This window comes from Micromonospora sp. RTBAU3-60, from assembly GCF_054963695.1.
In genome coordinates this window covers 171,530-186,611 of sequence record NZ_JBUEGB010000006.1, presented here as the reverse complement: position 1 = coordinate 186,611, position 15,082 = coordinate 171,530, and the positions used below count along the sequence as shown (strand labels likewise).

Below are 15,082 nucleotides of genomic sequence, written 5' to 3'. Positions count from 1 at the left end.
ACGCTCAAGGCTCGGCGCGATGCCGGCCATGAGAAAGGCTAGGCACGACGACAACCGGCCGCTTCTTGATTCCTGATCGGATCGGGCGCCGGCCGAGGCGGCCCGCCGCCCCCGGCCCGGAAGCGCGGGTCACAGCGGGTACGTGCGGGCCACCGCCAGCATCTCTGAGCTGTGCGAGCCGACCACGCCGACGTCGGGCGGGCGGGGCCGGAACCCGGGTACGCGGGCCAGGCCGTCGCTGGCGTCCATGACCCGCAGCAGCGGCCGGTGCCCGGGCGCCACCACCAGGGTGATCTCGACGCCCTCCGGTGGCGGGGCGTGGAACACCATGCCGAAGCCCCACGGGTGGTCCCTGGTGTATCGGCCGATGCCCAGCGCCATCCCGTTGACGGTCGCCGACTCCACCCCCGTCCCCGAGTCCACGTGCAGCGAGAGCAGCCGGACCGGGCGTTGCGGGGTCACCCGGACCCGCAGGGTGCGCTGCTCCCCGACGGTGGTGTCGGCGAGCACCTGCAACGTCGGGGCGGGCAGGTCGGCCGCTCGCGCCGGGCCGCTGCGGAGCCTGGCGTCGCCCAGCGCGGGGAAGTCGTCGGCCGCGGAGACGATCCCGTCGACGTACCCGGCGGTCCACGGCTGCGGCTCGGCCTCGCGGCTGAGCCACTGGGCCTCGCCGGTGCCGGCGTCCAAGGCGTACATCAGGTGGGTCGGCACCGGGTGGGCGGCGTCGAAGCGGTCCACGGCCAGGCCGACCCCGGCGAGCACCACGGCGGCGAGCCCGGCGGCGGCCGCCGGCAGCGGAGCCAGCCGGCGGGCCCGCAGCGCCAGCAGGCCGCGCTGGCCGCCGGCCTGCGGGTGCAGCAGGTCGACCACCGGCAACGCGGCCAGGCCGAGCAGCACCGCGAACAGCGCCGCCACCCCGCCCATCGCCATGCCGAGCGCCGGGAAGAGCAGCACCACGGTCGGCAGCAGGATCACCACGGCGACCGTGCCGGCCAGGGTCACCGCGATCATCGGCCCCGGACCGTCCAGCCGGGTGGCCAGCGCCGCCAGGCCGGCGAGGGCGCCGGCCAGCGCGGGCAGGGTGGTCAGGTACGCCCCACCCGGCACCAGCACGGCGAGCAGCACTCCGAACAGGGCCAGCCAGGTCAGCCCGCCGAACGCGAGGGCGGCCGGACCGGCCCACCGGCGGGTCAGCGCGTACCAGGTGAGCAGGACCGCCGCGGCGAGCGCCACCACGGCGAGCCGGTACCAGACCGGCCGGTACGGGTCGAGCAGTTCGGCGTACCCGGGGCGGAGCGCGGTGACCGCGGTCCAGAGCAGCCACGCGCCCAGCGGGGCCACGACGACCGGCACGAGGGCCAACCCGACGCCGGCGGCGAGCCGGCCGGTGCTGGCCCGGCCGCGCCGGCGCAGCAGCCAGCCGAGCCCGCCGACCGCGACCAGGGCGAGCAGCGCCAGCGGCAGGGTGAGCCAGCCGGGGTAGCGGACCAGGCCGCCCGGCACGGGGAAGTAGGTCGCGTCGTGGTCGGAGCCCAGTTTCGTCAGGTCGGTCCGGCCGAACTCGCGGGCCAGCCCGAGGGCGTTGTCGCCGTGCATCTGGAGGCTGCCCCGGTCCATCGCCGCCGGGACGTCCAGCGGCGTGTGGTAGACCGCGCCCCCGTCGATGTATGCCGAGTTCAGCCCGACGAAGTCGTGGTCCAGGAAGGCGGTGAAGTCGGTGTCGTTCGGCAGCACCCGGTAGATCTCCACCGCGAACGAGGTGCCCACCGGGTGTGGGGCGGCCCGGCCGAAGACGTCCACCAGCTTCGCGTTGTCCCGGGACGTCTCGAACATGACCACCGGGCCGGTGGAGCCGCGCGCCTCCAGGTTGAGCACCACCCCACCGCCGGCGGCGAGCGGGTGGCTGGCGGCGAAGGCCGACGCGCCGCAGAGGCACGCCTCCTCCGCGTCGGTGAGCACGAACACGATGTCGTTGCGGGGGCGCGGGCCGGCGGTCAGGGCCCGGGCCACCTCCAGGATGCTGGCGGTGCCGGCGGCGTCGTCGTTCCCGCCCGGGCCGGACTGCACCGAGTCGTAGTGGGCCACCAGGAACACCCGTCCGGTGGAGGCGGTGCCGGGCAGCCGGGCCACCACGTTGCGTACCCGGGCCACGGTCGCCCCGCCGGCGGCCCCTTTGAGCTGCCCGGCCTCCGGGGCGACGGTGTCCTGCACCTCGGTCTCCAGGCCGAGGCCGCGCAGCACGGCCACCAGGTGCTCGCGGACCTGGTCGTTGGCCGGGCTCCCCGCCACGTGCGGCCGCGCGGCGATGACCTTGACCTGGTCGTACGCCCGCTCGGCGCTGAACTGGTCCGCGGGCGCGGCGGCGGGGCGCGGCGCCGGGGTGGCCAGGTCGACGAGGACGCCCGCGCCGACGGCCAGCAGCGCGGCGAGCGCCGCGGCGGCGGCGAGCAGCCGGCGGCGCGGCCGGGCCAGCGCCCGGTCGGCCGGCCGGGTGGGGGGTACGCCCACGGGAACTCCTCGGGGTGGTCGGAGGTGGCCTCATCCTGCCCCCCGACCGACCGCGGCGACACTCCCCACCCGGGCAGGCCCCGGCGGGCGTGCCGGGGCCGGACCAGCCGCGCCGCGTAACATCGGTCTCCTGCCCTGCCGCTGCCCCGAGGGTGGGTCCGCCCGCCCCGGCGCCGGTCGTGTTGTGTGCGACCGTTGTCTGATACAGGATCAGCAGGGCACTCGGAAGGAGTCCGACATCACCAGCGAACTCCCGCGTCTCGCCGCGGTGACCCGGCCGCACCGGGGACCCGGTCTCCCCGGGCCCCCCGTCGCCCCGCGCGCCGTTCCGCAGGGCGGTTTCGGGCACCACCCCAACGTGCCGCCCGGCGAGCGGCTGAGGGTCCTGCTGGTCGAGGACGACGAGGGCGACGCCTTCCTGGTCGGCGAGCTGCTCGCCGAGACCAACGCCAACATCGACCTGCTGGTCGCCACCAGCCTCAGCGAGGCCCGGCAGCGGGTGCCCGGGGTCGACTGCGTCCTGCTCGACCTCGGCCTCCCCGACGCGCAGGGCCTGGACGGGCTGCGCCGGGTGCTGGAGATGGCCAGCGGGGCGGCGGTCTGCGTGCTCACCGGCCGTTCCGACGAGCACCTGGGCATCGTCGCGGTGGCCGAGGGCGCCCAGGACTACCTGGTCAAGGGCCAGGTGGACGGGGTGCTGCTGGCCCGCGCCCTGCGCTACGCGGTGGAACGCAAGCGGGCCGACGAGAACGCCCGCCGGCTGCGCGAGGTGGAGCTGCGCCAGGCCGAGTCCGCCCGCCTGGAGCGGGGCCTGCTGCCGCAGCCGCTGATGACCACCGACCAGGTGTCGGTGCACACCTTCTACCGTCCCGGCCGGCACGCCGCGCTGATCGGCGGCGACTTCTACGACGTGGTGCAGACCCGGCCGGACCGGATCGACCTGATCGTCGGCGACGTGTGCGGCCACGGCGTGGACGAGGCCGCCCTCGGCGTCGAGCTCCGGGTGGCCTGGCGGGCCCTCGTGATGGCCGGGGTGCCGGACGACGAGGTGCTGCCCGCGCTGGAGCAGGTGCTGATGAGCGAGCGCCGGCTCCAGGAGATCTTCGCCACGGTGGCGACCACCCGGCTCGACCTGGCGGCCAACCGGGCCACCGTCCGGCTCGCCGGGCATCCGCCGCCGCTGCTGCTCAGCGGAGGCAAGGTCGCCCCGGTGCCGGCCCGCAACGGCCTGCTGCTCGGGGTGCGACCGCGCCGGCCCGTCGCGTTCGACCTGGAGTTCGACACCCGCGACTGGTCCCTGCTGATGTACACCGACGGGCTCATCGAGGGCCGGGTGGGCACCGGCGACGACCGGCTCGACGTACCGGGTCTCACCGACCTGCTCGCCAACGAGGCGGTGCCCCTGCCCGAGCTGCCCGGCTGGCTGGTCGGCCGGGCCGAGCAGCTCAACGGCGGTCCGCTCGCCGACGACGTCGCCATGCTGCTGGTCAGCCGGGGTGACGGCCGGTGAAGGCGTACCGGGCGGGCTGGACCCTGCGGCGCCGGGTGGTCGCGCTGCTCAGCGTGGTCCTGCTGCTGCTGCTCGGGCTGGCCACGGCCGAGGCGCTGGTCGCCGAGAAGAACCGGCAGAACATCGACGCCGTCCTGATCAAGACCGGTCCGCTCCGGGTCCAGGCCCAGGAGCTGATGAGCGCCCTGCTGGACCAGGAGACGGCCGTCCGCGGGTTCGCGGTGAACGGCGACCGCAAGGACCTCGCCCCGTACGAGGCGGGCCTGCGCCGGGAGCGCGACACGGTCGCCTCGATGGAGAAGCTGGCCGCCGACTACCCGGACGTGCGGCGCGAGCTGTCGGTGGTGGAGCAGCGGGCGGCGCGGTGGCGCACGGATGTCGCCGAGCCGGTGATCACCACGGTCGAGCGGAGCGGTCCGGAGGCCGGGCAGGCGCTGATCACCGACCAGACCCGGCAGCAGTTCGAGGGCGTCCGGGCCTCGGTCGACACGCTCCAGGAGGCGATCGTCGTCGTCGGGCAGCAGACCACCGACCGGGTCAGCAGCACCAGCAACCTGCTGGTCGTGCTGCTGATCGCCGCGGCCCTGGTGGTGGCGGTGGCCGGCGCGGTGCTGCTGCTCTCGCTGGACCGGATCCTGATCCGGCCGCTGGGCGCCCTGGTGGGCCAGGTACGCGAGGTCGCCGACGGCGACTACCGGCACCACATCGAGGGTTCCGGGCCGCCGGAGTTCCGCCTCCTCGCCGAGGACATCGACGGCATGCGGCAGAAGATCGCCCGGGAGCTGGACGAGGTACGCGAGGCCCGGGAGAGCATCGAGTGGGTCAACAGCCAGCTCCAGAAGCAGGCCGAGGAGCTGACCCGGTCCAACCGTGACCTGGAGCAGTTCGCGTACGTCGCCTCGCACGACCTGCAGGAGCCGCTGCGCAAGGTGGCCAGCTTCTGCCAGCTCCTCCAGCGGCGCTACGCGGGCCAGCTGGACGAGCGGGCCGACCAGTACATCGCGTTCGCCGTCGACGGCGCGCAGCGGATGCAGCGGTTGATCAACGACCTGCTCGCGTTCTCCCGGATCGGTCGCCTCACCATCGGCTTCACGGAGGTGGACCTCAGCAAGGTGATGGGCGACGTGGCCGCCCAGACCGAGGCGGCCCGCCAGTACTCCGACGCCGAGCTGACCTGGGACGAGCTGCCGGTGATCCGCGGCGAGGAGCCGCTGCTGACCAACCTGCTGGCCAACCTGGTGAGCAACTCGATCAAGTTCCGTCGCCCGGACGTGCCGCCGAAGGTGCACGTGTCGGCCCGGCTGGTCAGCGACGAGTGGGAGATCAGCTGCCAGGACAACGGCATCGGGATCGAGCCGGAGTTCGCCGACAAGATCTTCGTCATCTTCCAGCGGCTGCACTCCAAGGACGCGTACCCGGGCACCGGCATCGGCCTGGCCATCGTCAAGAAGATCGTGGAATATCACGGCGGCCGGGTCTGGGTGGACACCGACACCGAGGAGGGCACGGCGATCCGGTTCACCCTGCCCGCGGACGTCGAGGCGGCGTCGGCGGCGGACGGGGACGAGCCGGCGGCCAGTGCGGAGTCGACCGGGGACCCGGCGGCGACGGGGGACGGTGCGGCGGCGCCTGTCGGTCGGCAGCCGGACGCGGGACGGGAGGAGACGCCCGCGGGGGCGACCCGGGACGGTACAACGGGGGACATGAAGGAGACGGTGGGATGACCGCGCCGGCAGACGGCAAGAGTCCGATCGAGGTCCTGCTGGTCGAGGACGATCCGGGCGACGTGCTGATGACCCAGGAGGCGTTCGAGGAGCACAAGCTCCGCAACCGCCTCACCGTGGTCTCGGACGGCGCCGAGGCGCTCGCCTACCTGCGCCAGGAGGGCCAGTACGCGGACGCGATCACCCCCGACCTGATCCTGCTCGACCTCAACCTGCCCCGCCGGGACGGTCGGGAGGTGCTGGAGGAGATCAAGAAGGACGAGGAGCTCTGCCGGATCCCGGTCGTGGTGCTCACCACCTCCCAGGCCGACGAGGACATCCTGCGCAGCTACCAGCTGCACGCCAACGCCTACGTGACCAAGCCGGTGGACTTCGAGCGTTTCATCTCGGTGGTCCGCCAGATCGACGAGTTCTTCGTCAGCGTGGTCAAGCTGCCGCCGCGTGGCTGAGTCGCTGCTGGCCGACGTCGGCGACCTGCTGCGGACGGCCGCGGCGGAGGTCGTGGTACCGATGTTCCGCCGGCTGGACGACGCCGACGTCTCCGAGAAGGCCCCGGGTGAGGTGGTCACCGTCGCCGACCGCCAGGCGGAGGAGCTGATCTCCGCCGGGCTGCGGCGGCTGCGCCCCGGCTCCGTGGTGGTCGGCGAGGAGGCGGTCGCCGAGGACCCGGACCTGCTGCGGCACCTGCGCGGCGCCGGCGACGTCTGGGTGGTCGACCCGATCGACGGCACCGCCAACTTCGCCGCTGGTCGGCGTCCGTTCGCCCTGATGGTGGCGCTGCTGGCCGACGGCCTGCCGGCGGCCTCCTGGGTGTACGACCCGCTGGCCGACACGATGGCGGCGTGCCGGGCCGGCGCGGGCACCTGGCTGGACGGCACGCCGGTGCGGATCAGCCGGACGGCGCCGGAGGTCGGCGCCCTGCGGGGCACCGCGATGACCCGGTTCCTGCCGCCGGAGACCCGGCGGACCGTGGAGGCGGGCGGCGAGCGGATGGGCGAGCTGCTGCCCGGGCAGCACTGCGCCGGGCGGGAATACCTGGACATGCTCACCGGCGCGCAGCAGTTCGTCCTCTTCTGGCGCACCCTGCCCTGGGACCACGCGCCCGGCACGCTGCTGGTACGGGAGGCCGGCGGGGTGGCCCGCCGCTTCGACGGGACCGACTACCACCCGGCCGACGACGGCCGGGGCCTGCTGGTCGCGGCCAGCGAGGAGATCTGGGACGACGTCCGCGCGGCGCTACTGGCTGGGTGAGCGAGCGGCCCGCCCCAGGTGTTGAGAGGGGGCCCCGGTCCAACCGGGGACCCTTCCTTTCGCCGTCCGCGACGGGACTGGCACGCTGCGTCGACGATTCGTGTCGGCCGAGGTCGGGGGCCTGGCGCGGCACGAGTGGTCCGGTATCGTGACGGCGGTCTCCGCCAGCGGGCCGCCGTCCGGGGCCGGCGGAGCAGCCGCCGCGCGGCGGCCAACCGAGGGCCGGCGGTCGACGGAAGGACGCTCTCGTGCCCAGGACCAGGCTCATCCGGCGGCGCGTCCGCCGGCCGTTGCTCGCCCTGCTCGCCGCGGCGGCCCTGCTGCTCGGCGCCGGCCTCGTCGCGGCCGGGCCCGCCGCCGCGGCACCCAGCCCGAGCGCGCCCGACGAGGGGGGCAGCAAGCAGCTCCGGGCGGCCCTCGAGGCGGCGGCGAAGGGCCACATCGAGGCCAAGGCCCGGCTCGACAACTCCAAGCGGCGGCAGAAGGAGTTGACCGGGCAGCTCGCCCAGCTCGAGCTGCGCCTAGTCGAGCTGACCTCGCAGGTGGGTGAGGTGGCCGCGCAGTCGTACCGGCTGGGCCGGCTGACCCCGGTGTCGGCGCTGCTGGCCAGCACCGATCCGGACTCCTTCCTCAAGCGCGCCGCCGAGCTGGACGTGATGGCCCAGCGGGACGGCACGCGGCTGCGCGCGCTGCACGAGGCGAAGGCCGAGGCGGCCCGGGCCAAGCTGGCCATCGACACGGAGATCCGCGAGCAGCAGAAGCAGTTGGCGATCCTGGCGAAGAAGAAGCGGGACGCGGAGGTCGCGCTGGCCAAGGTCAGCTCCGGCAGCAGCGCCGGCTTCAGCGGCGGCGCCGGGTCGGCGAAGCCGGCCCCGCGCAACTCCGACGGCTCGTGGCCGTCCGAGTCCTGTTCGGTGGACGACCCGACGCCGGCCGACGGCTGCATCACCCCGCGCACGTTGCACATGCTCCAGCAGGCCAAGGCGGCCGGCTACAAGCGGTACGTCTCCTGCCACCGCAGTGGTGGCGGCGGCGAGCACCCGAAGGGGCGGGCGTGTGACTTCTCCGCCGCCAGCGGCGGCTTCGAGAACGTCTCGGCCACCGGTGGCGACAAGGCGTACGGGGACAGCCTCGCCAGCTATCTCAAGAACAACGCGAGCAAGCTCGGCGTCATGTACGTGATCTGGTACCGGCAGATCTGGATGCCGAACACCGGCTGGCGGTCGTACAGCGGCGGGGGCAGTCCGGCCGCCGACCACACAAACCATGTTCATGTTTCGATGTACTGACCCGGGTCGCTGGGAACGCTGCGTAGCATCGCCACGGTGAGCAGCACATCGTCCGACGTCGAGGTGGGGTTGGCGCCGAGCGCCCCGGCCCCGCCCCGGGCCCTGCCGAACGGGCTCGCCGCGTTCCTCGTCTTCCTCTCCAGCGGGGCCGTGCTGGTGCTGGAGACCGTCTCGCTCCGGCTGGTCGGCCCGTACGTCGGGGTGACCCTCCAGGTGACCAGCGCGGTCATCGGCATGGCGCTGGGCGCCATCGCGTACGGGGCGTGGATGGGCGGGTGGCTCGCCGACCGGTGGGACCCGCGCACCCTGCTCGCCCCGGCCCTGGTGCTGGCGGGCATCGCCACCGCGGTCACCCTCCCCGTCGTCCGGTACGCCGGCGAGGCGCTGCGCGGCAGCGCGGCGAGCGGGGTGCTCCTGTTGACCGCACTGGCGGTGCTGGTGCCGGCGGCGCTGCTGGCCGGGGTGACCCCGCTGGTGGTCAAGCTCCAGCTCGCCGACCTGCGCCGCACCGGGCAGGTGGTCGGCCGGCTCTCCGGCATCGGCACGCTGGGCGGGATCACCGCCACCCTGGTCACCGGCTTCGTGCTGGTGGCGGCGCTGTCCAGCACGGTGATCGTGCTCGGGCTGGCGGCGGTGCTCGGGGTGACCGGGCTGGTGCTCGGGGCGTACCTGCGCCGCCGGTCGGGGACCGGGCTGCCCGGCCCGACCCGGGTGAAGGCCGCCCTGGCGGTGCTCGGCCTGGCCGCGGCGGGCCTGTCCGCGGTCGCCCCGAACCCGTGCGACGTGGAGACCGCGTACCACTGCGCGAAGGTGGAGACCGACCCGCAGTGGACGCAGGGGCGCGTGCTCTACCTCAACTCGGGCGAGCACTCGTACGTCGACCTGGCCGACCCGACCCGCCTGAAGTACGCGTACACCCAGTGGATCGGCCTGGTCGCGGACCTGGCCGCGCCGGCGGGGCAGCGGCTCGAAGCCCTGCACCTCGGCGGCGGTGGCTTCACCATGCCGCGCTACCTCGCCGCGACCCGGCCCGGCACCGACAACCTGGTCTTCGAGATCGACGGCGGGCTGGTCGACCTGGACCGGCGGGAGCTGGGCGTACGCACCGGGCCGCAGCTGCGGGCCCGGATCGGGGACGCCCGGGTGCTGGTCGGCGCCGAGCCCACCGACAGCCGCGACTTCATCGTCGGCGACGCCTTCGGCCATTTGGTCGTGCCCTGGCACCTGGCCACCCGGGAGATGGCCGCCGAGGTCCGTCGGGTGCTCCGACCCGGCGGGATCTACGTGCAGAACGTCATCGACGTGCCGCCGGGCCGGTTCATCCGGGCCGAGCTGGCCACCGTCCGGGCCGAGTTCCGGCACGTCGCGCTGATCGCCCCGCCCTACGGGATCGAAGGACGGTCCGGCGCTAACTTCCTCATCGTCGCCTCGGACGCGCCGCTGCCGCTGGCCGGCGTCCAGAGCCGGCTGGGCTTGCTGCCCGAGCCGGCCGGCCTGCTCTCCGGCGGGGAGCTGACCGGGTACGTCGGCGACGCGCTGGTGCTGACCGACGACTACGCCCCGGTGGACCAGCTCCTCGCGACTGCCTGAACGGATGATTTTCCTGACCGATTCCGACCCCTCAGGTGTACGGCGGTCCTGTCCGGGCAACAGGACCGACCATGGGTGCAGCGGTGAGGGGCGGCGCGCAGCTGCTGGGTGAGCGGTACCGGCTGGTCGAGCAGCTCGGTGCGGGGGGCATGTCGGTGGTCTGGCGCGGCTACGACGAGGTGCTGGGTCGCCAGGTGGCGGTGAAGGTGCTCGCCTCCCGGCTGGCCAGCGACAAGGCGTTCCGGCACCGGATCCGGATCGAGGCGCAGGCCGCCGCCCGGCTCTGCCATCCCAACATCACCAACGTGTACGACTACGGCGAGTCCGAGCAGGCCGGGTTGACCGTGCCGTACGTGGTGATGGAGCTGGTCGACGGCGGCCCGCTCAGTGCCCGGCTCGGCCGCGGCGGGCAGCTGCCCTGGCGGGAGGCGGTGACCATCGGCGCGGAGGTGGCGTCGGCGCTGGCCACCGCGCACGCCCGGGGCGTGGTCCATCGGGACGTGACCCCCGGCAACGTCATGCTCACCCCGACCGGGGTGAAGGTCGTCGACTTCGGCATCTCGGCGCTGGCGGGGGAGAGCGAGAAGGATCCGGACGGCGCCCTGCTCGGCACGCCCGCCTACCTGGCCCCGGAGCGGCTGGACAACGGCCAGGTCTCCCCGGCCACCGACGTGTACGCGGTCGGCCTGCTGCTGTACCGGATGCTCACCGGCCGGCTGCCCTGGCAGGCCAGCACCACCACCCAGATGCTCCGGGCCCACATGTACCACGACCCGGAGCCGATGCCGCCGGTGGTCGGCCTCCCCGACGAGGTCGCGCGGCTGGTCCGGCAGTGCCTCGCCAAGCGCCCCGAGGACCGCCCGGCGACCGCCGAGGTGGCCCGTACGCTCGCCGACGCGGCCGGCATCGCGGCGATCGTGCCGGTCTCCCCGGCGCTCGGTCAGTTCGATCCGACGCTGGTGGAGAACGCGGGAACGACCATCCTGCCCTGGTCGGCGGAGACCGACGCGTTGCCCTTCTCTGCGATCCGCACCCGCACCCGGGCCGCTTCCCGGCGGCGCAAGGTGGAGGCCGGGGTGGCCGCCGCCGGCCTGGTCGCGGTCACCGCCACCCTGTGGGGGTTGACCTCGAAGAGCCCGGCCAGCGGCGGGGTCGAACCGACCCAGGCCCGGATGGACCTGCCGCAGTCGATCCCCTGCGCCGTCGACTACTCGCTGCAGCGGGACTCCGGCAAGGACTTCACCGCGGAGCTGACCCTGACCAACACCGGCAGCCGGGAACTGCGCGACTGGACGATGAGCTTCACCTTCCCCGGTCGGCAGACCGTGACGAAAGCCCAGCCGGCGGTCGACCAGCAGGGGCGGGTCGTGCAGCTTCACGCACCGGCCACCGACCCGGCGCTCGCGCCGGGCGCGTCCCGGAAGATCTCGCTGAGCGGTAGCTACACGGGGGGCAACCTGCTGCCGGTGGAGTTCAAAATCGGCGACAGCAGCTGCGGCGTGCAGGTCTCCGGGGTGGCTGGTTCGGTGCCGCCCACCACCGTGCCCCCGACGCCGGCGAAGCCGCCGACGAAGGCGGCCCCGAAGGCCGGCGCGGCGAAGAGCAGCGGCAGCCGGGCGAAGCCCGGCAAGGGCAAGGAGGACGGTAAGGGAAAAGGCAAGTGACCGAGGGAAAGGGGGAGCACGGCGGCAAGGACAAGGACGCGAGCAGGAAGAAGAAGTGACGCTCAGCCGAGCGAGGCGAAGCGCTGCACCTGGCCGATGCTGCCCTCCACGATGAGCACGCTGTCCCGTTGCAGCACGGTGTCCGGACCGGCGTAGCGGAACGGCTCGTCGGGCAGCTTCGCGCCGACCACCATCACCCCGTACCGGTCCGCCGGGGAGAGCTCGCGCAACGGCCGCCCCACCATCGTCGGCGGTACGCGTACCTTGGCGATCGCGAAGTCGTCGCCGAACTCGATGAAGTCCAGCATCTTGCTGATGATCAGGTGCGCGACCCGTTCGCCCGTCTCCGCCTCGGGAAAGATCACGTGGTGGGCCCCCACCGAGCTGAGGATCTTCGCGTGCTTCTCGGAGGTGGCCCGGGCCCAGATCTGCGGGACGCCCAGCTCGGTCAGGGCCAGCACGGTCAGCACGCTCGCCTCCACCGAGGCGCCGATGGCGACCACGACCCGCTGGAAGTCCGCCACGCCGATCTGGCGCAGCACGTTCTCCTCGGTGGAGTCCGCCTGCACCACCCGATCCAGCCGCGCCGACCAGTGCTGCACCCGCTCCTGGCTGCCGTCGATGGCCAGCACGTCGTGATCGAGGTGGGCCAGCGAGCCGGCCAGCCGCGAGCCGAACCGGCCGAGGCCGATCACCACGATGCCGCTGTCGTCCGTCTTCCTAGCCGACAATGGGTTGCTCCTCCGGGTAGCGGTACAGGCGTCGTCGGGTGTTCAACGCGATCGCCGACCCGAGGGTGAGCGGGCCGACCCGGCCGATGTACATGAGCGCGGTCAGCAGGGCCTTCCCGGCGTCGTTCAGCTCCGGGGCGAGCCCGACCGACAGCCCGGTGGTGCTGAACGCGGAGGTGACCTCGAAGAGCACCGCGTAGTAGCGGGCATGCCTGCTCGCCGCGATCACCACGGCCGTGCCGGCGACGACCAGCGCCACGCTGATCAGCGCCACGGTCAACGCCTGCCGCTGGCTGGCCGTGGCGACCCGCCGGCGACCCACCGTCACGTCCGGTTCGCCGCGCAGTTCGGCCCAGATGACGAAGGCGAGCAGGAAGAAGGTGGAGACCTTGATGCCACCGGCGGTGCTGGCGCTACCACCGCCGATGAACATCAGGACGATGAGCAGGGGGTAGCTCTCCTCGCTGAGCCGGCCGACGTGGATCACGTCGAAGCCGCCGGTGCGGCTCAGCGCGATCTGGGTGAACGCGGCCAGGAACTTCCCCCGGGCATCGTAGGTGCCGATGGTGGCGGGATTGCGCCACTCGGCGAACAGCAGGGCGGCGAAGCCGAACGTGATCAGCGCCCCGGTGCCCCAGATCGTCAGCTTGGTGGCGACCGCCCAACCTCTGGGCCGCCGCCACTCGCGTACCGCCTCGAAGAGCGCCGGGAAGCCCAGCCCGCCGATGATCGCGCCGAGGCCCAACGGCAGGACCACCCAGGGATCGCGGGAGAAGGCGACCAGGCCGTCGGAGTAGAGGGTGAAGCCGGCGTTGTTGAACGCCTGGATGGCATGGAAGGCGGCCGACCACAGGGCGTACCCAAGGGGGTAGTCGTAGGTGAGCCACAGCCGGCCGGTGAGCACCGCCGTCATCACCGCCTCGGTGACGAAGACCGTCGCCACGATCCGCAGCAGCAGCCGGCGGACGTCGCCGACGCCGAACTCGGCGGTCTCGGCCTGCACCAGCAGCCGGTTGCGCAGGCCGAGCCGCCGGGAGACCACCAGGATCACCAGCGCCGCGACGCTCAGGATGCCCAGGCCGCCGAGCTGGGTGAGCACGGTGATCATCGCCAGGCCGAAGTCGTTCCAGTAGTTCGGGGTGTCGTTGACGGCCATGCCGGTGACGGACACCGCCGAGGTGGCGGTGAACAGCGCCGTGATGAACGGGGTGTACCGGTGGTGGCTGGTGGCCCAGGGCAGCATCAACAGGCCGGTGCCGAGCAGGATCGCCGCCAGGAACCCGAACGGCACCAGCCGCACGGGGTGACGGAGCAGACGGCGCACGAGGTCATCTTCCGTCCGGAGGTTCACCGGCAGGTCAGGAACCGACCAACTGCCGGACAGCCCCGACCGGTCTGCTGTCCGTACCCATCGACGACAGGAGACGGCGTTGCGACGTACCCTTTCCGCCCTCGGCATGGCCGGCACGCTGCTCGCGGCCGCCGTGGTGGTGCCGGCCGTGGCCGCCCAGGCCCGGCCCGAGGCCGCCGCCGAGCAGTCCCGGGCGGACAATCGCCCCATCGTGATCGGCCATAGGGGCGCGAGTGGCTACCGCCCCGAGCACACCCTGGAGGCCTACCGGCTGGCGATCCGGATGGGCGCCGACTACATCGAGCCGGACCTGGTCTCGACGAAGGACGGCATCCTGGTCGCCCGGCACGAGAACGAGATCTCGGGTACGACCGACGTGGCCGCCCACCCCGAGTTCGCCGCCCGCCGGACGACCAAGAGCATCGACGGGGTCAGCGTCACCGGCTGGTTCACCGAGGACTTCACCCTGGTCGAGTTGAAGACGCTGCGGGCCAAGGAGCGGCTGCCCCAGGTGCGGGTGGCCAACACCGCGTTCGACGGGAAGTTCGAGGTGCCGACGTTCCAGGAGGTCATCGACCTGGCCCGGGCCGAGTCGAAGGCCCGCGGCCGGACCATCGGCGTCTACCCGGAGACCAAGCACCCCAGCTACTTCGCCTCGAAGGGGCTGCCGCTGGAGGAGCCGCTGGTCGCGGTGCTGACGGCCAACAAGCTGACCCACCGCAACGACCCGGTCTTCATCCAGAGCTTCGAGACGGCCAACCTGCGCAAGCTCAACGGCATGATCGACGTCAAGCTGGCCCAGCTGCTCGACGCCACCGGCCGTCCGTATGACTTCACCCTCGCCGGCGACACCCGGACCTACGCCGACCTGGCCTCCGCCGCCGGCCTGGCCTGGATCGCCGAGTACGCCGACGGAGTCGGCGCGAACAAGAACCTGATCGTCCCCCGGGATGCGGCCGGCAAGCTGCTCGCCCCGACCACGGTGATCCGGGACGCGCACCGGGTGAAGCTGCTCGTGCACGCCTGGACGTTCCGCGCCGAGAACCAGTTCCTCCCGGTCGACTTCCGCATCGGCACCGACCCGAACGCCCGCGGCGACATCACCGCCGAGTACGAGCTCTTCTTCAAGCTCGGCCTGGACGGCGCCTTCGCCGACCAGCCGGACACCGCCGTGGCGGCCCGCGCCGGCCGCTGAACGGCGTCGCGCCGGGGCGCTCGGGACCCGGCGCGGCGCTCCGGCGACGTGGGGTGTCCGGCGATGTCCGGGCACCCCACGTGCCGTTCTGGTTCGCGCGTCGTGATCGACTCCGTATCGGGGATCTGGCGGTGTCGGGGTCCCGCTGACACCGCAACCTCGCGTATCTGGAGTGGATCTAGACGAGGGGCCCAGCGGCCCTTGCGGGTGGCCGCTCCGCGATGGCGGGGCGCGACACACCGGGCGGCGCATCGATGGCGGCGGAGGCC

General features: G+C 73.3%; 11 protein-coding genes. 8 read left to right on the top strand and 3 right to left on the bottom strand.

Annotated features, from left to right (window positions below; translation table 11 throughout):
- Nucleotides 1–129: 129 nt before the first annotated feature.
- Nucleotides 130–2,508 (bottom strand): M28 family peptidase, encoded by a 2,379-nt coding sequence (locus tag ACY34I_RS08760; protein ID WP_462754097.1) that lies wholly within the window; start codon nucleotides 2,506–2,508, stop codon nucleotides 130–132.
- Between the two features lie 268 nt (nucleotides 2,509–2,776).
- On the opposite strand from ACY34I_RS08760, the gene ACY34I_RS08755 reads away from it, so the two are divergent.
- The 7 genes from ACY34I_RS08755 (at nucleotide 2,777) to ACY34I_RS08725 (ending at nucleotide 11,536) form a co-directional block, all read left to right on the top strand.
- Nucleotides 2,777–4,018, top strand: coding sequence for a PP2C family protein-serine/threonine phosphatase (locus ACY34I_RS08755; RefSeq protein WP_462754095.1), 1,242 nt, complete (start codon nucleotides 2,777–2,779; stop codon nucleotides 4,016–4,018).
- Entirely contained in the window at nucleotides 4,015–5,742 is a 1,728-nt protein-coding gene (locus tag ACY34I_RS08750; protein ID WP_462754093.1) for a sensor histidine kinase, read from the top strand. Before ACY34I_RS08755 ends, ACY34I_RS08750 begins: the two co-directional genes overlap by 4 nt.
- The gene (locus ACY34I_RS08745; protein ID WP_462754091.1) at nucleotides 5,739–6,191 is read left to right on the top strand and encodes a response regulator; all 453 of its coding nucleotides are present in this window, start codon (nucleotides 5,739–5,741) and stop codon (nucleotides 6,189–6,191) included. The genes ACY34I_RS08750 and ACY34I_RS08745 overlap by 4 nt, the downstream gene beginning before the upstream one ends.
- Nucleotides 6,184–6,993, top strand: coding sequence for an inositol monophosphatase family protein (locus tag ACY34I_RS08740; protein ID WP_462754089.1), 810 nt, complete (start codon nucleotides 6,184–6,186; stop codon nucleotides 6,991–6,993). Before ACY34I_RS08745 ends, ACY34I_RS08740 begins: the two co-directional genes overlap by 8 nt.
- A 248-nt stretch (nucleotides 6,994–7,241) precedes the next feature.
- Nucleotides 7,242–8,282: a coiled-coil domain-containing protein gene (locus ACY34I_RS08735; RefSeq protein ID WP_462754087.1), complete on the top strand. Its 1,041-nt coding sequence runs from the start codon at nucleotides 7,242–7,244 to the stop codon at nucleotides 8,280–8,282.
- A gap of 36 nt (nucleotides 8,283–8,318) precedes the next feature.
- Entirely contained in the window at nucleotides 8,319–9,872 is a 1,554-nt protein-coding gene (locus tag ACY34I_RS08730) for a fused MFS/spermidine synthase (protein WP_462754085.1), read from the top strand.
- Between the two features lie 71 nt (nucleotides 9,873–9,943).
- Nucleotides 9,944–11,536 (top strand): serine/threonine-protein kinase, encoded by a 1,593-nt coding sequence (locus ACY34I_RS08725; protein WP_462754083.1) that lies wholly within the window; start codon nucleotides 9,944–9,946, stop codon nucleotides 11,534–11,536.
- 62 nt (nucleotides 11,537–11,598) lie between these two features.
- Here ACY34I_RS08725 and ACY34I_RS08720 read toward each other — a convergent pair whose 3' ends face one another.
- Both ACY34I_RS08720 and ACY34I_RS08715 read right to left on the bottom strand, forming a co-directional pair.
- Entirely contained in the window at nucleotides 11,599–12,267 is a 669-nt protein-coding gene (locus ACY34I_RS08720; RefSeq protein ID WP_462754081.1) for a potassium channel family protein, read from the bottom strand.
- A complete protein-coding gene (locus tag ACY34I_RS08715) occupies nucleotides 12,257–13,591 on the bottom strand; it encodes a TrkH family potassium uptake protein (protein ID WP_462754079.1) in 1,335 nt (444 codons plus the stop codon). Before ACY34I_RS08715 ends, ACY34I_RS08720 begins: the two co-directional genes overlap by 11 nt.
- A 106-nt stretch (nucleotides 13,592–13,697) precedes the next feature.
- On the opposite strand from ACY34I_RS08715, the gene ACY34I_RS08710 reads away from it, so the two are divergent.
- Nucleotides 13,698–14,813: a glycerophosphodiester phosphodiesterase gene (locus tag ACY34I_RS08710; protein WP_462754077.1), complete on the top strand. Its 1,116-nt coding sequence runs from the start codon at nucleotides 13,698–13,700 to the stop codon at nucleotides 14,811–14,813.
- Nucleotides 14,814–15,082: the final 269 nt, after the last annotated feature.

Excerpts from the sequence above, each read along its gene's own strand:
- ACY34I_RS08725 (WP_462754083.1), top strand. The coding sequence starts at position 9,944 with ATGGGTGCAGCGGTGAGGGGCGGCGCGCAGCTGCTGGGTGAGCGGTAC.
- ACY34I_RS08745 (WP_462754091.1), top strand. The coding sequence starts at position 5,739 with ATGACCGCGCCGGCAGACGGCAAGAGTCCGATCGAGGTCCTGCTGGTC.